Source organism: Allobosea sp. UNC402CLCol (genome assembly GCF_000745475.1).
In the GTDB taxonomy this organism is placed as follows: Bacteria; Pseudomonadota; Alphaproteobacteria; order Rhizobiales; family Beijerinckiaceae; genus Allobosea; species Allobosea spartocytisi.
On the sequence record NZ_JQJJ01000009.1, the window covers coordinates 20,585 to 44,538 of the forward strand.

Below are 23,954 nucleotides of genomic sequence, written 5' to 3' on the forward strand. Positions count from 1 at the left end.
GGATATCGACATGCAGGACAAGCTGCCGCTCGCGATCGTCTCCGACATCGCCTGCCCCTGGTGCTTCATCGGCAAGACGCGGCTGGAAACGGCGCTCGCCCAGTTCGGCCTGAACGAGCGCTTCACCATCACCTGGCTGCCCTATGAGCTCAACCCGGAGATGCCCGAGGCGGGCATGGACCGCACGCAGTATCTCGACACCAAGTTCGGTCCCGGCAAGCGCCGGGAGATCGAGCTTCGGCTGTCGGAGGCGGCGCTGGAGAGCGGCGTCACCTTCAACTGGGCGAAGGTGACGAAGAGCGTCAACACGCGCATGGCCCATATGCTGGTGGCGGCCGCCTCCACCGTCCAGCGCGGCGGCGACATGACGGCGGCCTTGTTCAAGGCCTATTGGCAGGAGGGGCGCGACATCGGCGATCTCGAGACGCTGGTCCAGATCGCCGTCGAGCAGGGCTTCGACGAGCAGGCCGCGCGCGACGAACTCGCCAATGACGAATTGCGCGAGACCGTGATCGGGCTTGAGAACCACGCCCGCGAAGTCGGCGTCACCGGCGTGCCGTTCTTCATCGTCGACGGCAAGCTCGCCGTCTCCGGCGCGCAGCCCCCGGATGTCTGGGCGCAGGTCTTCCAGCAGGTGCTGGCCGCGCAGCAGCAGCCCGAGATGCCGGAGTTCTGAAGCGCTCCGGCGGCCGGTTCCGGCCTATCGTTTTCGGGTGGCGCCGTTCAGGGCCGCGGCCGCGCCGATGAGCGCTTTGAAGGCGCCTTCGTCGAGCGTCTCGCTCTCGTGGATATCGATCGCGCGCCTGACATTGCCGTCGAGGCTGGAATTGAACAGGCCGGCGGGATCGTCGAGCGAAGCGCCTTTCGCGAAGGTGAGCTTCACGACGGTCTTGTAGGTCTCGCCGGTGCAGAGGATTCCGTCCCGGGACCAGACCGGGACGCCCCGCCATTTCCACTCCTCGGCAACGTCCGGAACCGCCTCCTTGATGAGCTTGCGGATGCGGGCCAGCGTCGGGCCGCGCCAATCGTCCAGCTCCGCGATCCGTGCGTCGATCAGCTCGGATGGGGATGCGCCGGTTTCGGCCTTGCTCATGATGCGCCGCCTTTCCCTTCGTTCTTCGCCTGCGCTCGATGCCTGTCGAAGGTCCATAACAGTTTCTAGCGGCCGAACTGAGCCGTCAGGTGGATCAGCGCCGGGGCACCCAGCGCGACGCCCGAGAGAAACAGCAGCGCGAAGACGATCTGCCTCATGGCGCGCTGCGACAGCGGCGGCGGGTAGCGCCGTGCCAGATGCGTGGCCATCATCACGACGGGGACGGCGATCAGGCCGGTGAGCGTCGAGGCTGACGGAACCTGGCCCGAGGCTGCGACCATTCCGGTGCGGACCGTGGCATTGAGCGCGAAGATGGTGACGAGGGTTTCCCGGATCGTCGCGAGCGCCAGCGGCTGCCGGTAGAGGTGGTAGACCAGCGGCGGCCCCGAGGTCGAGAACATGCCGCCCATCAATCCGGCGACGCCGCCGAAGAACAGAAAGCTGAAACGGCCCGATTCGCGCTGGAGCGGCTGAGGCTTGCGTGCGAGCTGGAGGCTCGAGACGATGATGGTGAGGCCCAGCGCAACCCGCAGGACATCGGCGCGGCTATCCGCCAGCCAGATCAGCAGCTCATAGCCGAGGACGAGGCAGGGCAGGCTCGCGACCGTGACCAGCCCGAATGTCCGCCAGGCGACGTCGCGCCAGCCTTTCAGCAGCATCTGGCAGGCATTGACCAGGGTCAGCACGCTGACGAGCATGGCCGCATCGGGGAGGGACAGCAGGCCCGTCAGGCCGACCCCGCCCATGGTGATGAGCCCGAAGGCGAAGCCCGTCAGCGTCTGGGCATAGGCCGCGACGCCCGTCAGCAGCAGGAAGCCGGTCAGCGCGGTCCATGACATCGTGAGGCGGCCTCCGGAAGAGCGGAGAACGACGCCTAGAGGATTGGCCCGTTTTGGGGAATATTGTTTTCGGAAAAGCACCAATGCGTAGGAGATTGTTCTGCGAGGCGTCGCGGTGGCTTGCGCCCTTGCCTCCTGCTTCGAATCATGCGCCTTCCCTCGAAACTCAGGGAGCCGCCAGATGCAGAAGATCAACGATGTCCGCGACCGCCTGATCGTCGCCCTCGACGTGCCGACAGTCTGGGACGCCTACCGCCTCGTCTCGACGCTGGGCGACGGCGTGACCTTCTACAAGATCGGTTATCGCCTCGCCTTCGCCGGTGGGCTCGACCTCGCGCGCCAGCTCGTCGCCGAGGGCAAGAAGGTCTTCCTCGATCTCAAGCTGCACGACATCGGCAACACCGTGACCGAAGGCGTGGAATCGCTGACCAAGCTCGGCGTCACCTTCCTCACCGTCCACGCCTATCCGCAGACCATGCGCGGCGCGGTCGAGGGCCGGGGCGACGCGGCGCTGAAGCTCCTCGCGGTCACGGCGCTGACCTCCTATGACGACGGCGATTTGCGCGATGCTGGCTATGGGCTTGCGGTGCGCGATCTCGTGCGGCTGCGCGCCGAACAGGCCCGCATCGCCGGCATCGACGGCATCGTCTGCTCGGCGGCCGAAACCGAGATCGTTCGTGACGTGATCGGCAAGGATATGCTCATCGTCACGCCGGGCATCCGCCCGTCCGGCAGTGCTGCCGGCGACCAGAAGCGCACGCTGACACCGGCCGAGGCGATCCGCATCGGCGCCGACCATCTCGTCGTCGGGCGTCCCATCGTCCGCGCGGCAGACCCGCGTGCGGCGGCGGGCGCGGTCATGGACGAGATCGTCGCGGCTTCGTAATCTCCGCCCGAAACCGATTCAGCGAACGGATTGCACCATGCCCAAGGGATATGTCATCGGCCGCGCCAAGGTCACCGACGCGACCAAATGGGCGGCCTATGCCGCCAAGTCCTCCGAGGTGATGAAGATCTATGGCGGCACGCCGATCGTGCGCGGCGGCCAGATGACGGTGGGCGAAGGCGAGGGCCGCGCTCGCAATGTCGTCATCGAGTTCAATGATTTCGCCTCGGCGCGCGCCTATCTGTTCTCGCCGGAATATGCGGAGGCCCGCAAGCTGCGTGAAGGTGCGGGCGAGATCGACCTCGTCGCGGTCGAGGGGGCCTGAGCCATGGCGAAGGGTTACTGGATCGCACGCGTCGACGTCGAGAATGACGAGGCTTACGCCAAGTACCGTTCGCTGAACGCCGTCGCCTTCGCCAAATACGGCGCGAAGTTCCTCGTTCGCGGCGGCGAGTACAAGCTCGCCCGCGGCGAGGGCCGCAAGCACAACGTCGTCCTCGAGTTCAAGGACGAGGAGACGGCCCGCGCCTGCTACGCCTCGCCGGAATATCAGGAGGCGGTGAAGCATCTCAGCGCCGCCGGCAAGTCCGATCTCGTCATCATCGGCGGCTATGACGGCCCGCAGCCGGGCGAGTGAGCTGAATCCGAATTCCGGGTCTCTCTTCGGTCGCCCGGGATGTCATCGCAGCACTGCAAGGAGCCGCAGGTGGCGGATCGTCTCTCTGACCCGTCCGCAATCCTGACCGCCATCGGCGTGATCAGCGGCACCTCGATGGATGCCATCGACGTGTCGCTGGTGACGAGCGACGGGCGCGACCGGCTCTCCTTCGGTCCCGGCGCCTCCTATCCCTATCGCGACGAGACGCGCCGCGCCCTGCAGGCTGTCATCGCCGATGCCGAACGCGCCTCCTCCGAGCCTCTGACGGAGCTCGAGGCGGCGGTCACAGCCGATCATCTCGCCGCCATCCGCAGCTATGCCGAGGAGCAGGGGCTCGGTCTCGGCAGCGTCGATCTCGTCGGGCTGCACGGCCAGACGATCTATCATCGCCCGGAGCGCCGCTTCACCCGCCAGCTCATCGACGGGCAAGCCGTGGCCGATGCGCTCGGCATCCCCACGGTGGACCGTTTCCGCGATGCCGATGTCGCGGCCGGTGGCGAAGGCGCCCCCTTCGCGCCGCTCTACCACCGCGCGCTGGTGCAGGGGCTGGAGCAGCCGGTGATGGTGCTGAATCTCGGCGGGGTCGGCAATGTCACCTATGTCGACGGCGACACCGTCATCGCCTTCGACACCGGGCCGGCCAGCGCGATCCTCGACGACTTCATGCTGCGCCGGCTCGGCCGCCCCTACGATGCCGACGGCGCGCTTGCCGCAAGCGGCAGGGTCCATGACGATCTCGTCGCCGGCTTCATGGCCAATCCCTATTTCGACAGGCCGGCGCCGAAATCGCTGGACCGCAACGATTTTCACCGCCGCGCTCGGACAGTCGAGCCGCTCTCGGACGCCGACGGGGCCGCGACGCTCGCCGCCTTCACCACGGAAAGCATTGTCGCGGCGCTGCGCCATGTCCCGGTCGCGCCGCGGCGCTGGCTCGTCGGCGGCGGCGGCCGGCTCAACCGGCATTTCATGGAAAGGCTCGGCCAGCGCCTGGGCGTGCCGGTCGAGCCAGTCGAGGCCGTCGGCTGGAACGGCGATGCGCTGGAGGCGCAGATCTTCGCCTATTTCGCGATCCGCTCTGTCCGTGGCCTGCCCCTCAGCCTGCCTTCGACCACGGGCGTGCCGCAGCCGCTGACCGGCGGGCATCTGCACCGGCCGGCCGTCTCAGTCTAAAAACCCGTCTTCTCCGTCATTTGGATGATGAAGATTTAGGCTGAAGCTGACTAATTTTGCCCTGTGCTCCTGAACGAGCCAGCCCGCGAAGCAAAAGCGCTTCGCCGAACTGTTCTCAACGAGAGCGGAGGGGGAGGTCCGCGCTGCGCAGCAGGGAGACGAGCTGGCTTTGCTGGCGGGTGTCGGTCTTCTGAAAAATCCGCGCCAGATGGGTCCGTGCGGTCGAGATCCTGACGCGTTGAGCAGCGGCCGCTTCCGTCAGTGACAATCCGCTCGCCAGGGCGGAGGCAAATTTGGCTTCGGTTTCGGTCAGGTCGAAGAGCTGGCGCGAGCAGGCGACGATGTCGGTCGCCATCTCGAGCCGGCGCAACGCGATCATGACCTTGCTGTGCGATCCAGCGGGCGCGAGGGAGAGGGCCGCAGGCATGACGCAGGCAGACAGCGAATGAGCGCGGTCGTCGCCCCGCAGAATCAGGCTGCTACGCTGCTGGCCCAGCGGGTCGCGGCCGCCATGCGCCGCGGCCTCGACCAGTTGCCTGAACTGCCGGTGGTCGCTCGGCTGACGGGCGAAGACGCGCCCCTGCCGGAGCGAGAGCGCTCCGTCGGGCTCGGCCAAAATCTCGTCGGCGCCTTCATTCGCGTAGATGATGCGCAGGTCCTGATCGACGATGACGATGCCCATGGCGAGGCTGTCGAGGGCGCCGCGCGCCTCGTCCCGCTGGATCGCGACCCGGCCGAGATGGCGCCGGACCTCGGCGATCCGCCGCAGGACCGGATAGAGCTTGCCGAGCAGGGCGACGTCCTCCCGATCGAACCCCTCCTGGTGGCGGCCGCGCTGCACGTCGAAGAACCAGAACGCCTCGCCATTCTCCGCGAGGCGGCAGGCCATGCCGCCATGCATGTCCTGCGGCTGCATCCATTCCTGCCAGATGCGGCTGCTGTGCAGCCTTTCGCGGCCGTAGACCTCATGGTCGTGATAGACTTGGCCGAGAGGGATGTTGCGCAGGGCAAAGCCCATCTCGACGAAATCCTGCGCGAGGTCGCCGAAGCACCGCGCCTGCAGGGCCTCGTCGACATTGGTGGCATAGGCCACCCAGTCCTCGGGATTCGGTCCGACACTGGCGAAACAGGCTTTCGAGCCATTGAAGAGCTGTCGCAGCGTTTCGGCGGCGGCAGGCATCTGCTCTTCATCCATCGCTCCGCTCAGGAGCTGATCGACGGCGGACATGACGGTATCGAGATTCGGTGCCGGCATGACGCTACCTCGCTCGCGACAGCTGCCGGGGCCCGGCGGCAGCAACGTCAAGCTAGCAGGACGCGTCGCTTTCGTGAAGTCCAAAAGCAATCCAAAAATTTAGCAGGCTGTCGATCGCTCAATCAGCTCTTGCCGAGCAGCGCCCGAATGGCCTCGCCTGTCGGCAAGGCGTCGAACACGCCATGGCGTGTCGTCGTCAGCGCCCCGGCCGCGGCAGCCAGCCGCAGAGCCTCGGCGAGGCCGTGTTTCCGGGCTAGGCTGACGCCAAGCGTCGCGGCGAAGGCATCCCCCGCGCCGAGCGCATCGACGGTGGCGACGGCGATGCCGGCCTGCGAGAGCGCCGCTCCGTCGCGGGGGGCGGCGACGGCACCGGCAGCGCCCCGCGTCATGACGACGAGGTCGGGCCCCAGCGCCATGATGGCCGGCGCCAGCGTGCCCGCGAAGTGGGCGGGATCGACCGTGATGGCCGGGTCGCGGCCGATGGCGGCGGCAAGGTCTCCGGCTTCGGTTTCGTTGACGATGAGGATGCTGGTCCGCTGCAGGATTTCAGGAGTGATCGGCCGGAACGGCGAGGGGTTGAGCAATGTCGGGACGCCGGCCCGCCGGGCGATGTCGAAGGTTTCGGCAACCGCCTCGTCGGAGGTCTCGAATTGTGCCAATGCGAGAGCCGCGCCGGCGATGGCGCCGGCGCGTTCGCGGATATGCGCGCGGGTGATCGCGAAATTGACGCCGCTGGCAATCGCCACGCTGGTCTCACCGCGCTGGTCGATGAAGCCGACGCCACTGCCGGTCGGCCCGGCGATCTCGACGAGCATGGCCTGCGGCAGATCGGCGCGCTGCAGCGCCGGAGCGGCGAAGGCCGCGGCCAGATCGTCGCCGATCGCGAGGAGCCCATCGACCGTCATGCCGAGCCGTCGGGCCATGATCGCGAGATTGAGGCCCTTGCCGCCGGGTTCGATCGTTACGATTTCGGCAGCGAGCGCCTCGCCGGGGCGCGGCACGCGCGGCACTGTTGCCGTGCAGGCAACCACGAAGCTTCCGAGCACGAAGACAGGCCGGTCGGTCATGGCGTTTGATTTCCCCGCTCGACTGCTGCTACCCGGGTTGTGCCACACTCATGCAACCATCGACAGAGCTTGAATTGCCTACGCCCAAGCCGGTGTTCCAGGACCTGCTGGACCTACGCGACGACACGGCCAAACCGCTTTATCAGCAGTTGGAAGACCAGCTGACGCGGCTGATCGGCGACGGCACCTTGCCGCCTGGCACGACGCTGCCGGCCGAACGGCAATTGGCCGAACGGCTGAAGATCAGCCGCACCACCGTGCAGCGCTCGTACAACGCCTTGCGGGAAAGGAAGCTGCTCAGCGCGCAGGGGCGCCTCGGCTCCATCGTGCAAGGGCCGGGGCCGCGTCTGCACCCCGGCATGGACCGGCTGAAGGGCTTCACCGAGGAGATGCGCGAGCTGGGGCGCGTTCCGTCGTCGCGCATTCTCGAACGGGAGATCGTGAACGACCGCTCCATCGCTTCGATCTTCGGCCACTCCTCGCATATCGATCTCCTCAAGCTCGTGCGCGTCCGCTCGGGCGACGGGATGCCGATGTCGCGCGAGATCGCCTGGTACAATCTCGAGCGGGCTCCCGGGCTGGCGCAGGCCGATCTCAGCGGCTCGGTCTATGCGATGCTGGCCGATCTCGGAGCGCCCCTCATCCGCTGCGACCAGACGATCGAGGCGGCTGCGCCGACGCCGGAAGAATGCGCGATCTTCGGCTTCGAGAGGCCGGTTCCGTGCCTGCTGATCAAGCGCCGCAGCTATGGCGCCGATGGCGAGATGCTGGAATATGTCGAGGGCCTGTTCCGCGGCGACAGCTACACTTACCGGCTCTCGCTCCATATTTGACGGCGGCGGCAGGTCGCTCGCATTTTAATCAGTCCAATACCAGTCCAAAAAACAGCATCCGCTTTGAACCTGCTCGCATTCCGGCGCGACGAAGGAATGCGGACGCGCGCTCTGCCCGCCCCGGCTGGATGAACCGGCCGCTGCGGGGGCGTCGCGACGATCCGAGACAACAGGGATGGATGTTTCGATGTCGCTCCACTTCTCGGTTTCCAGCCACGCGAATTACCCGCCCCTTTCGGCGCGCCGCGAGACCATGCCTGAACCCGCCTGCCATGCCTCGAAACCCGTTTTCGTCATCGATGCCAATCTGAACATCCAGTTCAGCAACCGCGGCGCCCGGGCCCTGTCAGGCGAGGGGCTCGGCGCCCCCGACCGCTTCACCGCCGCCGACAAGGAATTCATGGCGCGGCTCCATTCCTGGCTGAAGCGCTGCCGCACCGGCAGCATGGCCGGAGAGACGCGGCTGCCGCTGGCGCTCCGCTGCGGCCGGCAGGTCGCGATCGACGCCGTCCATCTCGAAAGCATCGACCTCTTCGTCCTCTCGGTCGACGATCCCGAGGTTGCCATGGGCCGCAAGCTCGATCAGGTCGCGGAAGCCTGTGGGCTGACGCCGACCGAGGAGCGCATGCTGGCATTGATCGTCGAGGGGCTCGACACCATCGTCGCGGCCAAGCGCCTGGGCATCGCCCCGACCACCGCCCGAACCCATCTCCAGCGCCTCTTCGCCAAGACCGGGACCGCGCGCCAGAGCGAGCTCGTCCGCTTCGTCGCCACCTATGTCGAGGAGCCGCGCTGAGCGTGCTGCCGGTGTTCGTTATGACGCGGGCATAGGACGCGCCCCTCCCTTCTCCCCTTGCGGGAGAAGGTGCCCGGCAGGGTCGATGGTATCGGGCGCTGACGATCAAGGTTGAGAGACCCCTCATCCGTCAGCGCTTCACGCTGCCACCTTCTCCCGGAAGGGGAGAAGGAAAGAGGCAAACTTATCCCCGCCCTTCCGCCCCATGCCTATTCTCGCCTCGTCCCATTCGACCGAGGGGCTTCGCGAGGCATCGTGGGCCGGGTGGGATTGCGGGTTTCGCGCTCCCGGACCGTTGCGGGTCCGCTGGATTGCCGCGCGTCCGACAGGACGCGATCACGATGATCCTCTCTTTGGTGGCGCGGAGGTGCCGACTTCGCACGGGCCGAACAGGCAGGCCCCCGCCCTTGCCGGGCGTCATCAAGCGAGGCGGACCCCCAGATACCCGTGCGCGGAGCCGGGCAGCGCGAGGTCGTCGCTGTTCGACACTCTCGACATCGACTCGACATCGGCACGCAGCCGTCGACTGCGAACGCCGCCCGGCTCCGCGCATCCCCTCGGATGCAACAGGCCCGAAAACCCCGCAGGCGAGGCCTGGACGGGGTTTTCGGTGCGCGACCTGCCGGGTGCCCACGGCCGCGATGCCCAACCCGGCGGTCACCCATCTTTCAGCGATCCGAGCCGCCGCGTCCGATTGACGCTGCGCCCGTTCGGTGCCATGTTTCTATTAATGGAACTTGAGTTCCATTTTTTGGAACACTTTCTGAGGCGTGCGAATGTCGATCTTGTCGGCGGCTGCGGATGTGCTTCGTTGCTTTTCCAGCACGCGGCACGATGTCACCGTCACGGATCTCGTCACGCTGCTGGGCATGCCGAAGAGCAACGCCTCGCGCCTGCTCAGGGCGATGCGGGACGAGGGGCTCCTGGAAACGGTCGGCGACAGCAAGCGCTACCGTCCGGCCGTGCTGCTCTGCCGGGTTGGCCAGTTCTATCGTTTCGCCGCATCGTTGGTTGACCGTAGCGATGCGGTTGTCCGCCGCATTTCCGACGCGGTTGGCCATACCGGCTATATCAGCGTGCGCCGCGGCGCCGAGGTGATGGGCGTGACCGCCCATTCCGGCCGACATGCGCTCAGGGTCGTCACGACGATCGGCGATGGCTTGCCCGCCTTCGCCTCCAGCACCGGGCGCGCCCTGCTGGCCCGGCTGAGCGACGACGAGGTCCGGGCGCTCTATCCGAATGGGCTCGTCCCGCCCTCGGTCACCGCCCCGCAGCATATCGACGACCTGCTCGCCCGCCTCGCACTGACCCGCCGCGAGGGCTATGCCGAATCCGACGACGAGGCGGTGCGCGGGGTGCATGCCGTCTCGGTCGCCGTCGGGGATCCCGAGACGGGCGACGAGGTCGCGCTCTGTATTTCCTTTCCGGCCGCCATCGTCGAGCCGGCCGAGCGCCTCGCCATCATCCGATCGCTGGGGGAGGGGGCCGCCGAGATCGCGGCCCTGACCCAGGACAAGCGCTTCTATCCCTTGAACCTTTCCATCGCGGAGACCGCTCCATGAGCAATCGTTGGCGTATCGGCTTCGACATCGGCGGCACCTTCACCGATTTCATCCTCTACGATTCGCAGGAGCGCTCCGTCCGCCTGCACAAGCGCCTGACCACGCCGCATGACCCCTCCGAAGCGGCGCTGATCGGCCTCGGCGAGCTCACCGAGATGGCCGGGATCACGCTGGCCGATGTCGGCGACATCGTCCACGGCACGACGCTGGTCACCAATGCCGTGATCGAGCGCAAGGGCTCGAAGCTCGGCCTGATCACCACAAAGGGCTTCCGCGACATCCTCGAAATGGGGACGGAGCAGCGCTACGACATTTACGACCTGTTCCTGACCTTCCCCGATCCCCTGGTCTCGCGCGAACATCGCCTCGAAGTGGCCGAGCGCATGGATCGCGACGGCCAGGTCGTCACCGCGCTCGACGCGGACGCCGTGCGCAAGGCCGCCCGCGAGCTCGAAGCCGCCGGCTGCGAGGCGATCGCGGTCTGCTTCCTCAACAGCTACCGCAACCCCGCTCACGAGCAGGAAGCCGGCCGGATCGTCCGCGAAACCTGTCCGGAGCTGACCGTTTCGCTGTCGAGCGAGGTCGTCGCCGAGATCTGGGAGTACCAGCGCTTCGTCACCACGGCGGCCAATGCCTATGTCCAGCCGCTGATGCGCCGCTACCTGCAGCGGCTGGAGCGCGAGCTCGCGGCCCGCTCCTTCACCGGTGCGCTCCGCCTGATGCATTCGGCCGGCGGCCTCGTCTCGCCCGAGACGGCGCGCACCTTCCCGATCCGCCTGCTCGAAAGCGGCCCGGCCGGCGGCGGCCTCGCCACGGCGCTGTTCGGCGAGCTCGCCGGCCACAAGGACGTGATCTCCTTCGACATGGGCGGCACCACCGCCAAGGCCTGCATGATTGAAGATGGCCGCGCCGAGATTGCGCCGATGCTCGAAGCCGGCCGCGTCAACCGCTTCGCCAAGGGCTCCGGCCTGCCGATCAAGGCCCCTGTCATCGACATGATCGAGATTGGTGCCGGCGGCGGGTCGATCGCCGCGATCGACGAGGTCGGCCTGCTCAAGGTCGGTCCGCATTCGGCCGGCTCCGATCCCGGTCCGGCCTGCTACGGCATGGGCGGCACCAAGCCGACCGTCACCGACGCCAATCTCGTGCTCGGCTATTACGATCCCGGCTTCTTCCTGGGCGGGCGCATGGCGCTCGATCTGGAGGCGGCGCGCAAGGCCGTCTCGACCGTCGCTGCGCCGCTCGGCCTTTCGATCGAGGAAGCCGCCTGGGGCATCCACAAGGTCGTGGTCGAGAGCATGGGCGCCGCCGCCCGCGTCCATCTCGTCGAGAAGGGCAAGGACCCCCGCCATTACGCCATGGTCGGTTTCGGCGGTGCCGGCCCGGCCCATGCCGTCGATGTCGCCCGCGTGCTCGGCGTCAAGCAGGTCATCATCCCGCCGGCCTCTGGCGCGGCCTCCGCGCTCGGCTTCCTCGCCGCACCGCTCTCCTTCGACATGGTGCGTTCGCTGCCGGTCGAGTTCTCCGAGGGCTTCGATGCGGCCTCCGTCAATGCTGTGCTCCGCGATCTCGAAGTCGAAGGCCGCAAGCACCTCACCGAGGCCGGCGTGAAGTCCGACGACGTCACGGTCGAGCGGACGGCCGATATGCGCCTCGTCGGCCAGATGCACGATATCTCCGTGCCGCTGCCGGCCGGGATCATCGATGCGTCGAGCCTGGAGGCCATCCGCGCGGCCTTCAGCAAGGCCTATTCCGCCCGCTACACCTCGGTCTATGAGGGCGCGCGGCTGGAAGCGATCAATTTCCGCGTCCGTTGCGCCGGTCCGGTGCCGACGCTCTCCTTGTCCGGCGCGGCCGGTGGCGGCGACGCCACCAACAAGATCAAAGGCACCCGCAAGGCCTGGTTCGAGGGCGGCTGGAGCGAGGCCACCGTCTATGACCGCTACGCGCTGCGCTCCGGCGACAGCATCAAGGGACCGGCGATCATCGAGGAGCGCGAAGCGACCACGATCGTCCCGCCTGGCGACAGCGTCGCCATCGACGATGTGCTGAACCTGCTGGTTCATGTCGGACAGGCCAATGCGGCCGAGACCACGATCACCGCCGACATGCCGCTGGCCGAGGCCGCGCGCCGGATCGAGGCCGATCCCATCTCGCTGGAGATCATGTGGAGCCGGATGATCAACGTCGTCGAGGAGATGTGGCTGACGGTCTGCCGCACCGCCTTCTCGCTGGTGATCTCGGAAGCGCAGGACTTCGCCTGCGAACTGCTCGACCCCGAAGGCGAGACGCTGGCGCATTCGCCCCGCGCCATGCCGGTGTTCAACCTGACGCTGCCGCGCGCAGTCAAGGCGCTGCTGGAGCGCTATCCGGCCGAGACGCTCAAGCCCGGCGACGTGCTGATCACCAACGATCCCTGGCTCTGCGCCGGCCATCTCTTCGACATCGCGGTGGTGACGCCGGTCTTCCTCGGTAACCGTGTCGTCGGCCTGATGGGCACGGTCGGCCATGTCTCCGACATCGGCGGCACCAAGGATTCGCTCCGGGCCCGCGAGATCTACGAGGAGGGCTTCCAGATCCCGCCGATGAAGCTCTACGAGGCCGGCCGGATCAACGAGACGCTGGTGCGCCTGCTGGCCGAGAACGTGCGCAATTCCGAGCAGGTGCTCGGCGACCTCCACTCCTTCGTCGCGGCCAACGCCATCGGCGCCGAGCGCCTGCAGTCCTTCCTGACCGATTACGGCATGCAGGACCTGCGCGCCTTGGCCCATGTCGTGCAGAGCCGTTCCGAGAAGGCGATGCGCGACGCCATCCGCGCCATTCCGGACGGCATCTATCACGGCACCGCCTCCAACAACCCGCTGGGCACGCCGATGCATTATCCGCTGGCGCTGACGGTGAAGGACGACACGATCCATCTCGACTTCGCCGGCGCCCCGCCGCAGCTACCGCAGGGCGGGCTCAACTGCACGCTCAACTACACGATGGCGCATGCGACCTATCCGCTGAAATGCATGCTGACGCCGAATGTCCGCGGCAATGCCGGCTGCTACCGCGCCTTCACGGTCGAGGCCCCGAAGGGCTCGATCCTGAACTGCGACAAGCCGCTGGCGGTGAACCTGCGCACCCGCACCGGCTGGTATCTGGCGCCGAACATCTTCCGCGCCTTGTCGGAAGCGGCGCCGAAGCAGGTCCAGGCCTTCACCGGCCTGCCGGTGGCGGCGAGTGTCTATGGCCGGGACTCGGCCGGCGACACCTATTCCGACATGCTCTTCTGCGGCGGCGGCCAGGGTGGCTCGGCCCAGGGCGACGGCAAGTCCGGCCTGCTCTACCCGACTTCGGCGGCGAACACCTCGATCGAGACCTTCGAATCGCGGGTTCCGGTGCTGGTGGTCGAGAAGGCCTATCTCACCGATTCCGGCGGCGCCGGTCAGCATCGCGGCGGCCTCGGCCAGCGTGTGCGGCTGCGCAAGCTTTCGGATGACGGATTGCCGACGCTGGTCTCGCTCTATCCGGAGGGTGTCAACAACCCGATTCCCGGCCTGTTCGGCGGCAAGGCCGGTGGCGGGGCTTCCGGCCGGGTGATCGACGAGCAAGGCCATGTGCTGAAGGACGTCGGCACCGGCGAGCTCGTCCAGGTCCGCCAGCCGCAGGAGATCGTCGAGCTCGTGCTCGCTGGTGGCGCCGGCTACGGCCCGGCCTCCGAGCGCTCGCGGGAGGCGATCGCCCGCGACATCGCGCTGGGGCTGGTCTCTCCGGATGCGGCCAAGCGCGATTACGGCGTGCAGGGAGCGCATGCCACGCAGGATGTGGGCGAGGCCAAGGCCGGCATCCTTGTTGCCTGACGGCAGACATCGAGATTGACAACAGCCCGACAGGGGCAATGAGGGGACTGAGGCATGACACACCAAAACAACGGAGTGCCTCAGCGGCACCCGAGTCTGTTCGAGCCGGCGACACTGGCGTTGATCGCCATTCTCTGCGTCTTCGGCTCGATCATCGGCATGCAGCTTCTGGTGTCGCTCGGCATCACCGCGAACACCTCGCTGATCGGTGCGCTGGCGGCGATGGCGCTGGCGCGGGTGCCGCTTGCCATGTTCGCCCGCTACCGCTCGATCCATGTGCAGAACCTGGCTCAGAGCGCGATCTCCTCGGCCACCTTCGGCGCTGCGAACAGCCTGCTCCTGCCGGTCGGCATTCCCTGGCTGCTCAACCGGCCGGATCTGGTGCTGCCGATGCTGGCCGGCGCCTTCTTCGCCATGCTGCTCGACGGCTATCTGCTTTACCGGATGTTCGATTCCCGCGTCTTCCCCGCCCAGGGCGCCTGGCCGCCGGGCGTCGCCGCCGCCGAGGCGATCAAGGCCGGCGACGAGGGCGGGCGGAAGGCGGCCCTGATGGGCGTCGGCTTCCTCACCGGCGTGGTCGTCTCCTTCGTCAAGGTTCCGCTGGCCTGGATCGGCTTCGCCGGCTCGACGGCGGTGAGCGGCATTCCGATGTCGGCCTTCGGCGTCGCCTTCATCGGCAATGTCTGGGCGCTGACGATGTTCGGCATCGGCCTGCTGCTGCGCGGCTATTCCGGCCAGCTCTTCGGCGGCCCGCTCTTCGAGACCATCATCCCCAAGGGGGATCTGATGGCCGCCTATATTCCGCACGGCTTCATGATCGGCGCCGGCCTCGTCGCCCTGATCCAGGTCGGAATGCTGCTCTTCAAGCGCGGCGAGACATCCGGAGCTGCCAAAGAGGGCGTCACCGACACCGAAGTCCGCCGGGCGCTCGGCCTCGGCACCATCGGCTATCTCGTCATCGCGGTCTTCATCGCGCTGGTCGGCGGGCTGATCAGCGACATGTCGATCGGCATGCTCATCCTGTTCGTGCTCTACGCCGCCTTCGCGGCCTATGTGCATGAATTGATCGTCGGCCTCGCCGCGATGCATTCCGGCTGGTTCCCGGCCTTTGCGGTGGCGCTGATCACGCTGATCATCGGCATGCTGATCGGCTTCCCGATGCCGGCGCTGGCGCTGCTGGTCGGCTTCTCGGCGGCGACCGGCCCGGCTTTCGCCGATATGGGCTACGACCTCAAGGCCGGCTACATCCTGCGCGGCCACGGCGTCGATCCGGCCTTCGAGCGCGAAGGCCGCCGCCAGCAGCTCTTCGCCGCGATGTTCGCCTTCGTCATCGCCGGCATCGTGGTGCTGTTCTCCTACCAGTCCTATTTCGACCGGAACCTCGTGGCGCCCGTCGACAAGGTCTATGCCGCGACGATCAAGGCCGGCGTGGCGCCGGGCGTCGCCTGGCAGTTGTTCCTCTGGGCCATCCCCGGCGCGATCCTGCAGTTCATCGGCGGGCCGAAGCGGCAGATCGGCGTGCTCTTCGCCACCGGCCTGCTGATCAGCTTTCCGATGGCGGGCTGGGCGGTGCTGGCGGGCATCGTCTGCCGGCTGATCTGGGAGAAGCTGCGCGGCGACAGCGGCGAGGGCGATATGGAGGTCTTCGCCGCCGGCATCATCGCCGGCGACGCGATCTTCTCGTTCTTCGATTCGGTCATCAAGAACGTCACCAAGCCCTGACCAAAACAGGCCCCGGGACCAGCATCCCGGGGCCTTTCGCGTCCGGAAGAGGATCATCGCCATGGGCAAGCTTGGAACGCTCACCATCGGGCAGGCGCCGCGCGCCGACATCACCCCGATTCTCGATGCGGTGCTGGACGCCGGTCTTCCGCGCATCCATGCCGGCGTGCTCGATGGCCTCAGCCGCGATGAGATCGCGCGGGATTTCACCCCGCTTCCCGGCAAGGCCCCGCTGATCACCCGCCTGCTGGACGGCTCCTCGGTCGTGATCGATCGCGCCCGCACGGAAGCTGCCGCCCAGCACAAGCTCGACGCTCTGGAAGCCGCGGGCTGCACCACCATCCTGATGTTGTGCACCGGGCATTTCGAGAAGCTTTCGACCCGAAAGGCCCGCTTCATCGAGCCCGACCGTATCCTGCCGCCGACGGTGGCGGCGCTGGCGCGCGGCGCGCGGCTCGGCATCATCGTGCCGCTCGTCGAGCAGATCGACAGCGAGGCCGGCAAATGGGCCGGTCTCGATCCGGCGCCGCTCTACGCGGCCGCCTCGCCCTATCAAGGCGATCTCGACGCCGTCGCCGTCGCCGCTCGGGACCTCCGCGACCGGGGCGCCGAAATCTTGCTGATGGATTGCATGGGTTTCGTCGAAAGCCATCGGCGGGCGGCCGCGGCGGCGGGGCTGCCGGTCATCCTCTCCAACAGCCTAGTGTCCAAGCTCGTCTCGGAGCTGGTCTGAGTCGAAGCCTGCTGTGCTTCGACAGCCTCCGCCGCCGATGCTCGGGCTTGACCGGAGCATCGGCGATGATGTCCGGAGCCGGCCAGGCTTATGCCAGTCGATCGCGCATTGAGCCCGCATGCTCGCCGGCCGACGTCATGTGAGGTGTTTTGCTCTTCGAGAGCCGGCTGGTGCTGCCAGAGAGGATTGAACTCTCGACCTCTCCCTTACCAAGGGAGTGCTCTACCACTGAGCTACGGCAGCAGGATCGTCAGCCAAGTCGCGCTGGGTCGTCCCGGAGGGCGGCTGCGGCGCGGCATCGTTGCGAAGCGGCGCCCTGATGCCATAAGCGCGGGGCGGACGCAACCCGCTCTCTCAATCCGGCAGCAATAACCGTGGATCAATTCGGAAAAGACGGCCGTCGCCGATGAGATGCGCGCTGAGCCGCCCGCCGAACAACGGCCGGAAAGCGGCGTCCCGCAGGTTGAGGCCGCCGGCATAGGCGCCCATCGCCGGCATCACGCAGCGGCGCGTCGACAGCGCGAAGCAGCGCCGCCGGACCGCCCGCCCGCGCATCCTGACCTTGGCGGCAGGGTGCAGATGCCCGGCGATCTCGTAGCCGTTCTCGGCCGGATCGGGCTCATGGCGCAGCGTCACGCCGGCGAGGCTGATCTCTGCCGCGCTTTCGCCGCCGACGCGGTGGCTGATCGACGGGTCATGATTGCCGGTGATCCAGAGCCAGTCGCGGCCTTGCTGCAGCAGGTGCAGCGCAGCGAGCGTCTGCGGTGCGAGCCGGTCCTCGGCCTGCCGGTCGTGGAAGGAGTCGCCGAGCGCGATCACGCGCGCCGGCTGATGGCGCAGGATCGCGTGGCCAAGTGCGGCCAGTGTCGCGGTCGAATCATAGGGCGGCAGCATCACGCCGCGCGCCGCATAGGCCGAGCCTTTTTCCAGATGCAGGTCCGCGACGACGAGCGTGCGCTCCTCCGGCAGCCAGAGCGCGCCCGAAATGTCCGGCACGAGCGCGAGCCGGCCCAGCATGAAGGCCTCGCCCGTTGTCGCCAGCGCTGCGGCTGCAACCGTCACGCCATCGCCTCTTCCGTCAGCATCGCCTCTGCCTCCGCCAGGATCTCGTCGGCCGCCTCGCCGAAGACCGCCTCGCGCCCGATCTCCAGCATCACCGAGACGCCGAGCGGCGAGACATGGTCGAGCGGCTGATGCACGATTCGGCCGCTGATCCGTGTCAGCATCTCACCAAGCCGGCGAATGTCGAGCAGGCCCGTCGCCGCATCGGCCCGCGCCGCCTTGAGCAGGATATGGTCGGGCTCGTGCCGGCGCAGCACGTCGTAGACGAGATCGGTCGAGATCGTCACCTGCCGGCCGCTCTTCTCCTGGCCGGGATAGCGCCGCTCGATCAAGCCGCCGATGATCGCGCAGGAGCGGAAGGTGCGCTTCATCAGGGCCGATTCCGCCATCCACTCCTCGAGATCGTCGCCGAGCATGTCCTGCGCGAACAGGTCGTCGAGATCGAGTGCGCCGCGGGCGATCGCCGCCGTCATGTCGCCGAGCGTCCAGCAGGCCATGCCGTAATCGTTGCAGACGAAGCCGAGCGGGCGCATCCGGGCGCGCTCCAGCCGCCGCGTCAGCAGCATGCCGAGCGTCTGGTGGGCGAGGCGGCCTTCGAACGGGTAGGCGACGAGATAGAAGCGCCCGCCGCGCGGGAAGGTCTCGACCAGAAGCTCGCCGGGCTTGGGCAGCCGCGACTTCAGCTTCTGCGCGTGCAGCCAGGCCGAGACCTCCTCCGGCAGCGTATGCCAGAGGCCGGGCGAGGCCAGGATGGCGCGCACGCGTTCGGCCAGGAAGGTCGAGAGCGGAAACTTGCCGCCATCATAGGAAGGGATTTTCGGATCGGTGCCGGCGGTGGCGCGCGAGCAGACCGCCTCGTTCTCGACGATGCCCTCGAAGCGCAGCACTTCGCCGGCGAAGACGAAGGTGTCGCCCGGCACCATGGTCTCGGCGAAATACTCCTCGATCTCGCCGAGCACGCGGCCACCGCGGGTGATCATGCCGGGCTGTCCAGGTCTGCCGGGACGCGCCCGGCCGAGCCTGACCTTCAGCATCGTTGCCTCGACGATGGTGCCGACATTCATGCGGTATTGCTGGATGACGCGGGCATGGCTGGCGCGCCAGAGGCCGGTCTTGTCCTGCCGGAGCTTGGCGAAACGCTCATAGCTCTTCAGCGCATAGCCGCCGGTCGCGACGAAATTGACGACTGCGTCGAAATCCGCGCGGGCAAGCCCGGCGTAAGGGGAAGCTGTGAGGACTTCCTCATAGAGCGCATCCGCCTGGAAGCCGTCCGAGCAGGCGACGCCGAGCACATGCTGGGCGAGCACGTCGAGCGCGCCGATGCGCGGCGGCGGGGTGTCCTGCGCGGCCTCGTGGACGGCCTCCAGCGCGGCGCGGCACTCCAGCAGCTCGAAACGGTTGGAGGGCACCAGCAGCGCCTCGGAGGGCTCGTCCATGCGATGGTTGGAGCGGCCGATGCGCTGGATCAGGCGGCTCGCCCCCTTCGGTGCGCCGAGATTGACGACGAGGTCGACATCGCCCCAGTCGATGCCGAGATCGAGCGTCGCGGTGCAGACCACGGCCTTGAGCCGCCCATCCGCCATCGCCGCCTCGACCTTGCGGCGCTGCTGGGCGTCGAGCGAGCCGTGATGCAGCGCGATCGGCAGATTGTCGTCGTTGAGGTTCCACAGCGCCTGGAAGGCGAATTCCGCCTGCATGCGCGTGTTGACGAAGACCAGCGTCAGCTTGTGCGTGCGGATGGCGTCATAGACCTCGGCCATGGCATGCAGCGTGGTGTGGCCGGCGATCGGCAGGCGCCGCTGCGTATCGAGGATGCCGATGCGCGGCTGCGCGCCGCCCGCGACCGTGACGAGCCCGGCCGGCGTCTCGGCGCCGCCGAGATAGCGTTGGAGATCGGCGGGCTCGCGCACCGTCGCCGAGAGGCCGACGGCGGAAACCTGCGGCGCCAGCGCCTTCAGCCGCGCGAGATCGAGCGAAAGCAGGTCGCCGCGCTTGGAGGTGACGAGCGCGTGCAACTCGTCGAGCACGATGCGGCGCAAGGATGAGAAGAACGGCGCGGCGTCGCGATGGGAGACGAGCAGCGCGAGCTGCTCCGGCGTCGTCAGCAGGATATCGGGTGGGCGCTGGATCTGGCGTGTGCGCTTGGCGGCGGAGGTGTCGCCGGTGCGCGTCTCGATCGTGATCGGCAATCCCATCTCGCGCACGGGCGCTTCAAGATTGCGGGCGATATCGACGGCGAGCGCCTTCAGCGGCGAGATGTAGAGCGTGTGCAACCCGTCATGCCGGCCGCCGCGCTCTGCGAGCTCGACCAGCGAAGGCAGGAAGCCGGCGAGGGTCTTGCCGGCGCCGGTCGGCGCCACCAGCAGCGTCGAGCGCCCGGCGCGGGCCTCTTCCAGCAAGGCGAGCTGATGTGGCCGCACGCTCCAGCCGCGGCTGGCGAACCAGGCCTCGAAGGCGGGAGGAAGCGGGGAGGGCGCGGCCATGCCGGCCGAAGATAGGGGGTGGCGCAGGAGAACGAAAGGGGAATAACGCGTTGTGGCGGCTCGCCGCCGATTCGCGATCAGGGGCCTACGAGCTGCCCCCCATCGACAACAACGGTCTGGGCCGTGACCCAGCTGGCCTTGTCGGAGGCAAGGAAGAGCGCGACCGCGGCGACCTCCTCGGGCTTTCCCATGCGGCCGAAGGGGATGTTGGCCAGCGTCGCCTGATAGAGCTCGGGATTCGATGTCTTTCGATCTTCCCAAGAGCCGCCTGGGAATTCGATCGAGCCCGGCGCGACGCAATTGACCCGAATGCCTTTCCGCGACAGCATCTTCGCTTGGCTGGCGGTGTAATGCATGACCGCCGCCTTGATCGCGCCGTAAGGTGCCGAGCGCGACGAGGCTCGCAGAGCCGAAATCGACGAAATATTGACGATCGACGAACCCGGTTTCATGTGCGGGATGGCTGCATGGCTCCCGCGGACGACCGCCATCATGTCGATGTTGAAGGACGCGGCCCAACCCTCGTCGTCATCCGAATGGCCGAAGCCCGATGCGTTGTTGACCAGAATGTCGAGACCGCCGAGAGCCTTCACTGCCTCCGGCACATAGGTCGCGATCGCCTCCGCGTCGGCGAGGTCGACACAGGCGGCGTGAGCCGTGACTCCGAGCGCCTCGATCTCCCGGCGCGTCGCTTCCAGCGGCCCCGCGCCCCGGGCGCAGATCGAAACGGACGCGCCGCCTGCTGCAAAGCCCAGCGCGATGGAGCGCCCGATGCCACGGCTGCCACCCATCACGATCACGCGCTTGCCGGTGAATTCCTTGGCCATGCGGGCACCCCCCATTGAGACGAATGTGTGAATGTCCCTATTGCTCAGGCGAAAGCCGCCGCTTCAAGGGCCGTCAATGTGTATACGGAGTTGCACGGCCCGCGGGCGAGGATGCCCGTCTTCGGGCGATCCGCTTTCGCGAGATTCTGCGCCTGCCCGCCATCCGGTCGCTGAAACCGGCGCGATCCAGCTGTTTGGACGGCCCGGGAAATGCCGGGGGTCATCCCCGGCGGGATGCCTTCACCGCCGCTCCGCCACGACCAGCAGCCCCGGCACGGGCACGCCGCGATCCTGCCGCGTGCTGGCGGGCTCGACGAGTAGGGGGGTAAGCCCCGCTTCCCCCAGCCGCTCCCGCAGCCAGCCTTCCGCATGCGCGAACCGCCTGTCATCGCCGACGACCACGCCCTCGCCCGCATGACTCTGCACCGTGAAGGCGAAGAGCCCGCCGGTCGTCAGCACCCGTGCGCTCTGGGCGAAGCTCGGCGCGAGTTCGCCGAGATAGACGAAGACGTCCGCCGCGATCACCAGATCGGCCGATTGGTCCGGGCGGCTCGCCAGGAAGGCGGTCAGCCCGGCGACGGCGAGCTTGTCGTAGAGCGGCGCGCCATCCTCCCGCGTCTTGGCCTGGGCCCGCGCGATCATGCGCGGCGAGAGATCGCAGCCGGCGAGGAAGCCGCTCTCGGCCCGGATCGCCTGGCCCATCAGCCCGGTGCCGCAGCCGAGATCGTAGACCGTGTCGAACCGGAAGGGCCGCGCGGCGTTGTCGCAGCAGCGCCGCAGCGCATCCTTCAGCAGGGCAGGGGCATTGTAGTGCAGGGTCTGGGTCAGGTGGCTGTCGAAGCGCTCGGCGTAACCGTCGAACAGAGCGCCGGAGAAATTCTCCGAGGTCGCCTCCTCGGCCGGCATGGCGCCGATGCGGGCGAGGTCGAGCCTGGCGCCGAAATGGTCGTTGGGGTCGAGGTCGAGGCATTGCCGCCAGGCGGTGGCGGCATCCTCCCTGTGCCCGAGCGCCTCCTTGGCGAGCCCGTAGAGATGCCAGGCTGCGGTGAAGTGATAGGCCCCGGCCAGGGTCTGGTCGAGGATCTCGACGGCGGCTTGCGCGTCGCCCTCCTTGAGCGCGGCTTCCGCCCAGGCGTAGCGTCGGTCGAGCATCGGATCGCCGGAACTGGAATGATGCGTGGTCTGGCCGGTCTCGCTCATGCCAGCCGGTCTAGCCGAGGAGAATGACACTGGCCAGACAAAGCCCGCGCTGGCGCCCCGCCGAATTGCTCGTGCCGACCCCGGCCGGGCTCTTCTGCCCGCCGGCCGACATTCATATCGACCCGGTGCGCCCGGTGCCGCGTGCGCTCATCACCCATGGCCATTCCGACCATGCCCGTGCTGGCCATGGCAGCGTGCTGGCGACGCGCGAGACGCTGGCGATCATGGCGCTGCGCTATGGCGAGGGGTTCGCCGGTTCGCAGCAGGTCGCGGTGCCTGGAGAGGTGGTCCGCATCGGCGAGGTCGATTTCACCTTCGTTCCCGCCGGCCATGTCCTCGGCTCGGCCCAGATCGTGGTCGAAAGCCGCGGCCTGCGGATCGTCGTCTCCGGCGACTACAAGCGCGAGCGTGACCCGACCTGCGCGCCCTTCGAGCCGGTGCCCTGCGACATCTTCATCACCGAGGCGACCTTCGGGCTGCCGGTCTTCCGCCATCCGCCGGCCGATGGCGAGGTCGGGAAGCTCCTGGAATCCGTCAGGCTCTTCCCTGAGCGGACGCATATCGTCGGCGCCTATTCGCTCGGCAAGGCGCAGCGCGTCATGGCCTTGATCCGCGAGGCCGGATACGAAAAGCCGATCTACATCCATGGTGCCGTCGAGACGATCACCGAATTCTATCAAGCGGAAGGCATCCCGCTCGGCGAGATCCGCCTGGTCGCGAGCACGGACCGCAAGACGCTCGGTGGCGAGATCGTCATCTGCCCGCCCAGCGCGACGCAGGATCTCTGGGCGCGTCGCTTCCCCGACCCCGTCACCGCCTTCGCCTCGGGCTGGATGCGGATCAGGGCGCGTGCCCGCCAGAAGGGCGTCGAATTGCCGCTGGTAATCTCCGACCATGCCGATTGGGACGATTTGCTGGCGACGATCCGCGAGGTGCAGGCCGGCGAGATCTGGGTGACCCATGGCGAGGCCGAGGCGCTGGTCCACTGGTGCGGCACGGCGGGCCTCAAGGCCAAGCCGCTGCATCTCGTCGGCTATGGCGACGAGGGCGAGGCGGAGTCGGAAGCGGAGGCAGCCGATGCGCCGGTGGCGTGAAAACGACGGCTGGGAGAGTGAATCAGCGCGCCGAGGCGACGACCGGACGGCTCGGCGCGGTCATGCCGACAAGCGCATTCGCCATGTCGCGGGCGAGGCAGTCATAGCCCGCATCGCTCATATGGAAGCCGTCGCTCCACAGCGCCGCCTTGAAGGCCTCGGCATCGCTGTCGTGCCATTCCCGCATCGTTTCGTAGCGGCTGAAGACCGGCACGGCCTCGCGCCGCGCGACATCGCCGACAGCCGCGACGAAGCGCTTGTAATTGTCGGAATCGCGCACCGTCGGGAAGAACTGCGGGTCGAGGATGGCGAGAGGGGTGTTCGCCTGCTTCACCAGCCGGATGCCCTCGCGGACCATGCCGCGGAAGGCCTCGAGATCGCCGCCCTTGACGGCGTCGTTGGTGCCGACCTGCCAGATCACCAGATCGTAATGGCGCCCGGCCAGCGCGGTTTCGAGGCGCGCGAGTGTCTGTGGCGCGGTCTCGCCGCCAATGCCGGCATTGACGATCTCGACCGGCGCCTTCGACCAGGCCTTGCCGAGCAAAGCCTGAAGACGGGCGGGATAGGTCTTGTCCTTGGCGCTGGCGCCGATCCCCTCGGTCGAGGAGGAGCCGATGGCGAGGATGGTGAGCGGGCGCCCTTGCGCGACCTTGTCGGCCAGCGGCGCGAGAACCGCGCGCGACTGGACGATCGGCGTCTCGCGGCAGGAGAAGCCGGCTGCCTGGGCAGGGGCTCCGACCGAAAGCGTGGCAGCGATGACGGCAGGCAAGGCAAGAAACCGCATCGCGGCACGCATTGGCGTCTGTCTCCTGGCTACACTGCTGCCGTT

Annotated in this window: 21 protein-coding genes and 1 tRNA gene; 12 read left to right on the plus strand and 10 right to left on the minus strand. The window is 67.7% G+C overall.

Features of this window, described 5'->3' with window-relative positions; all coding sequences use genetic code 11:
- Positions 1-10 precede the first annotated feature (10 nt).
- Positions 11-676: a DsbA family oxidoreductase gene (locus tag GY40_RS07430; RefSeq protein ID WP_038360495.1), complete on the plus strand. Its 666-nt coding sequence runs from the start codon at positions 11-13 to the stop codon at positions 674-676.
- Between the two features lie 24 nt (positions 677-700).
- Here GY40_RS07430 and GY40_RS07435 read toward each other — a convergent pair whose 3' ends face one another.
- Together GY40_RS07435 and GY40_RS07440 are read right to left on the minus strand one after the other, a co-directional pair.
- On the minus strand, positions 701-1,150 hold the full coding sequence (locus GY40_RS07435) for a DUF1801 domain-containing protein (RefSeq protein ID WP_038360496.1): 450 nt from the start codon (positions 1,148-1,150) through the stop codon (positions 701-703).
- Positions 1,151-1,158: 8 nt separating this feature from the next.
- Positions 1,159-1,932, minus strand: coding sequence for a sulfite exporter TauE/SafE family protein (locus GY40_RS07440; protein WP_038360497.1), 774 nt, complete (start codon positions 1,930-1,932; stop codon positions 1,159-1,161).
- A 181-nt stretch (positions 1,933-2,113) separates the two neighbouring features.
- Here GY40_RS07440 and pyrF point away from each other — a divergent pair, with 181 nt between their 5' ends.
- The 4 genes from pyrF (at position 2,114) to GY40_RS07460 (ending at position 4,646) form a co-directional block, all read left to right on the plus strand.
- A complete protein-coding gene (gene pyrF, locus GY40_RS07445; RefSeq protein ID WP_038360500.1) occupies positions 2,114-2,818 on the plus strand; it encodes an orotidine-5'-phosphate decarboxylase in 705 nt (234 codons plus the stop codon).
- Positions 2,819-2,855: 37 nt separating this feature from the next.
- A complete protein-coding gene (locus GY40_RS07450) occupies positions 2,856-3,143 on the plus strand; it encodes a DUF1330 domain-containing protein (protein ID WP_038360503.1) in 288 nt (95 codons plus the stop codon).
- A gap of 3 nt (positions 3,144-3,146) precedes the next feature.
- Entirely contained in the window at positions 3,147-3,455 is a 309-nt protein-coding gene (locus GY40_RS07455; protein ID WP_038360506.1) for a DUF1330 domain-containing protein, read from the plus strand.
- A 69-nt stretch (positions 3,456-3,524) separates the two neighbouring features.
- Positions 3,525-4,646, plus strand: coding sequence for an anhydro-N-acetylmuramic acid kinase (locus tag GY40_RS07460; RefSeq protein WP_248311120.1), 1,122 nt, complete (start codon positions 3,525-3,527; stop codon positions 4,644-4,646).
- 115 nt (positions 4,647-4,761) lie between these two features.
- On the opposite strand, the gene GY40_RS07465 is transcribed toward GY40_RS07460, so the two are convergent.
- On the minus strand, positions 4,762-5,901 hold the full coding sequence (locus GY40_RS07465; protein ID WP_038360509.1) for a PAS domain-containing protein: 1,140 nt from the start codon (positions 5,899-5,901) through the stop codon (positions 4,762-4,764).
- A gap of 122 nt (positions 5,902-6,023) precedes the next feature.
- Positions 6,024-6,968, minus strand: a complete 945-nt coding sequence (locus tag GY40_RS07470; protein ID WP_038360512.1) for a PfkB family carbohydrate kinase — start codon at positions 6,966-6,968, stop codon at positions 6,024-6,026.
- A gap of 74 nt (positions 6,969-7,042) precedes the next feature.
- On the opposite strand from GY40_RS07470, the gene GY40_RS07475 reads away from it, so the two are divergent.
- The 6 genes from GY40_RS07475 to GY40_RS07500 all read left to right on the plus strand — a co-directional run bounded on the left by GY40_RS07475 (position 7,043) and on the right by GY40_RS07500 (position 16,459).
- Positions 7,043-7,801 (plus strand): GntR family transcriptional regulator, encoded by a 759-nt coding sequence (locus tag GY40_RS07475; RefSeq protein WP_248311121.1) that lies wholly within the window; start codon positions 7,043-7,045, stop codon positions 7,799-7,801.
- Between the two features lie 187 nt (positions 7,802-7,988).
- Positions 7,989-8,597 carry a helix-turn-helix transcriptional regulator gene (locus GY40_RS26505; protein ID WP_162720126.1) on the plus strand — a complete coding sequence of 203 codons (609 nt, stop codon included), beginning with the start codon at positions 7,989-7,991 and terminating at the stop codon, positions 8,595-8,597.
- A gap of 776 nt (positions 8,598-9,373) precedes the next feature.
- The gene (locus GY40_RS07485; protein WP_051987643.1) at positions 9,374-10,159 is read left to right on the plus strand and encodes an IclR family transcriptional regulator; all 786 of its coding nucleotides are present in this window, start codon (positions 9,374-9,376) and stop codon (positions 10,157-10,159) included.
- Positions 10,156-14,004 carry a hydantoinase B/oxoprolinase family protein gene (locus GY40_RS07490; RefSeq protein WP_038360515.1) on the plus strand — a complete coding sequence of 1,283 codons (3,849 nt, stop codon included), beginning with the start codon at positions 10,156-10,158 and terminating at the stop codon, positions 14,002-14,004. The genes GY40_RS07485 and GY40_RS07490 overlap by 4 nt, the downstream gene beginning before the upstream one ends.
- 54 nt (positions 14,005-14,058) lie before the next feature.
- Positions 14,059-15,726 carry an OPT/YSL family transporter gene (locus tag GY40_RS07495; protein ID WP_051987644.1) on the plus strand — a complete coding sequence of 556 codons (1,668 nt, stop codon included), beginning with the start codon at positions 14,059-14,061 and terminating at the stop codon, positions 15,724-15,726.
- 61 nt (positions 15,727-15,787) lie between these two features.
- On the plus strand, positions 15,788-16,459 hold the full coding sequence (locus GY40_RS07500; protein WP_038360518.1) for an AroM family protein: 672 nt from the start codon (positions 15,788-15,790) through the stop codon (positions 16,457-16,459).
- Positions 16,460-16,627: 168 nt separating this feature from the next.
- Here GY40_RS07500 and GY40_RS07505 read toward each other — a convergent pair.
- The 5 genes from GY40_RS07505 to GY40_RS07525 form a co-directional block, all read right to left on the minus strand.
- Positions 16,628-16,702 (minus strand) — tRNA-Thr (locus GY40_RS07505).
- A gap of 111 nt (positions 16,703-16,813) precedes the next feature.
- Positions 16,814-17,521: a ligase-associated DNA damage response endonuclease PdeM gene (gene pdeM, locus GY40_RS07510; RefSeq protein WP_038360521.1), complete on the minus strand. Its 708-nt coding sequence runs from the start codon at positions 17,519-17,521 to the stop codon at positions 16,814-16,816.
- The gene (locus GY40_RS07515; RefSeq protein ID WP_038360524.1) at positions 17,518-20,004 is read right to left on the minus strand and encodes a ligase-associated DNA damage response DEXH box helicase; all 2,487 of its coding nucleotides are present in this window, start codon (positions 20,002-20,004) and stop codon (positions 17,518-17,520) included. The genes pdeM and GY40_RS07515 overlap by 4 nt, the downstream gene beginning before the upstream one ends.
- 77 nt (positions 20,005-20,081) lie before the next feature.
- Entirely contained in the window at positions 20,082-20,831 is a 750-nt protein-coding gene (locus GY40_RS07520; protein WP_112763060.1) for an SDR family NAD(P)-dependent oxidoreductase, read from the minus strand.
- A gap of 240 nt (positions 20,832-21,071) precedes the next feature.
- Positions 21,072-22,031 (minus strand): class I SAM-dependent DNA methyltransferase, encoded by a 960-nt coding sequence (locus GY40_RS07525; protein ID WP_038360529.1) that lies wholly within the window; start codon positions 22,029-22,031, stop codon positions 21,072-21,074.
- A 23-nt stretch (positions 22,032-22,054) separates the two neighbouring features.
- On the opposite strand from GY40_RS07525, the gene GY40_RS07530 reads away from it, so the two are divergent.
- Positions 22,055-23,125, plus strand: coding sequence for a ligase-associated DNA damage response exonuclease (locus GY40_RS07530; RefSeq protein WP_038360532.1), 1,071 nt, complete (start codon positions 22,055-22,057; stop codon positions 23,123-23,125).
- A gap of 22 nt (positions 23,126-23,147) precedes the next feature.
- Here GY40_RS07530 and GY40_RS07535 read toward each other — a convergent pair whose 3' ends face one another.
- On the minus strand, positions 23,148-23,921 hold the full coding sequence (locus GY40_RS07535) for an SGNH/GDSL hydrolase family protein (RefSeq protein WP_051987646.1): 774 nt from the start codon (positions 23,919-23,921) through the stop codon (positions 23,148-23,150).
- Positions 23,922-23,954: the final 33 nt, after the last annotated feature.

Excerpts from the sequence above, each read along its gene's own strand:
- GY40_RS07485 (WP_051987643.1), top strand. The coding sequence starts at position 9,374 with ATGTCGATCTTGTCGGCGGCTGCGGATGTGCTTCGTTGCTTTTCCAGC.
- GY40_RS07470 (WP_038360512.1), bottom strand. The coding sequence starts at position 6,968 with ATGACCGACCGGCCTGTCTTCGTGCTCGGAAGCTTCGTGGTTGCCTGC.
- GY40_RS07495 (WP_051987644.1), top strand. The coding sequence starts at position 14,059 with ATGACACACCAAAACAACGGAGTGCCTCAGCGGCACCCGAGTCTGTTC.
- GY40_RS07520 (WP_112763060.1), bottom strand. The coding sequence starts at position 20,831 with ATGGCCAAGGAATTCACCGGCAAGCGCGTGATCGTGATGGGTGGCAGC.
- GY40_RS07500 (WP_038360518.1), top strand. The coding sequence starts at position 15,788 with ATGGGCAAGCTTGGAACGCTCACCATCGGGCAGGCGCCGCGCGCCGAC.
- GY40_RS07465 (WP_038360509.1), bottom strand. The coding sequence starts at position 5,901 with ATGCCGGCACCGAATCTCGATACCGTCATGTCCGCCGTCGATCAGCTC.
- pyrF (WP_038360500.1), top strand. The coding sequence starts at position 2,114 with ATGCAGAAGATCAACGATGTCCGCGACCGCCTGATCGTCGCCCTCGAC.
- GY40_RS07535 (WP_051987646.1), bottom strand. The coding sequence starts at position 23,921 with ATGCGTGCCGCGATGCGGTTTCTTGCCTTGCCTGCCGTCATCGCTGCC.
- GY40_RS07430 (WP_038360495.1), top strand. The coding sequence starts at position 11 with ATGCAGGACAAGCTGCCGCTCGCGATCGTCTCCGACATCGCCTGCCCC.
- GY40_RS26505 (WP_162720126.1), top strand. The coding sequence starts at position 7,989 with ATGTCGCTCCACTTCTCGGTTTCCAGCCACGCGAATTACCCGCCCCTT.
- GY40_RS07440 (WP_038360497.1), bottom strand. The coding sequence starts at position 1,932 with ATGTCATGGACCGCGCTGACCGGCTTCCTGCTGCTGACGGGCGTCGCG.
- GY40_RS07490 (WP_038360515.1), top strand. The coding sequence starts at position 10,156 with ATGAGCAATCGTTGGCGTATCGGCTTCGACATCGGCGGCACCTTCACC.
- GY40_RS07450 (WP_038360503.1), top strand. The coding sequence starts at position 2,856 with ATGCCCAAGGGATATGTCATCGGCCGCGCCAAGGTCACCGACGCGACC.
- GY40_RS07455 (WP_038360506.1), top strand. The coding sequence starts at position 3,147 with ATGGCGAAGGGTTACTGGATCGCACGCGTCGACGTCGAGAATGACGAG.
- GY40_RS07530 (WP_038360532.1), top strand. The coding sequence starts at position 22,055 with ATGACACTGGCCAGACAAAGCCCGCGCTGGCGCCCCGCCGAATTGCTC.
- GY40_RS07525 (WP_038360529.1), bottom strand. The coding sequence starts at position 22,031 with ATGAGCGAGACCGGCCAGACCACGCATCATTCCAGTTCCGGCGATCCG.
- GY40_RS07435 (WP_038360496.1), bottom strand. The coding sequence starts at position 1,150 with ATGGACCTTCGACAGGCATCGAGCGCAGGCGAAGAACGAAGGGAAAGG.
- GY40_RS07515 (WP_038360524.1), bottom strand. The coding sequence starts at position 20,004 with ATGGCCGCGCCCTCCCCGCTTCCTCCCGCCTTCGAGGCCTGGTTCGCC.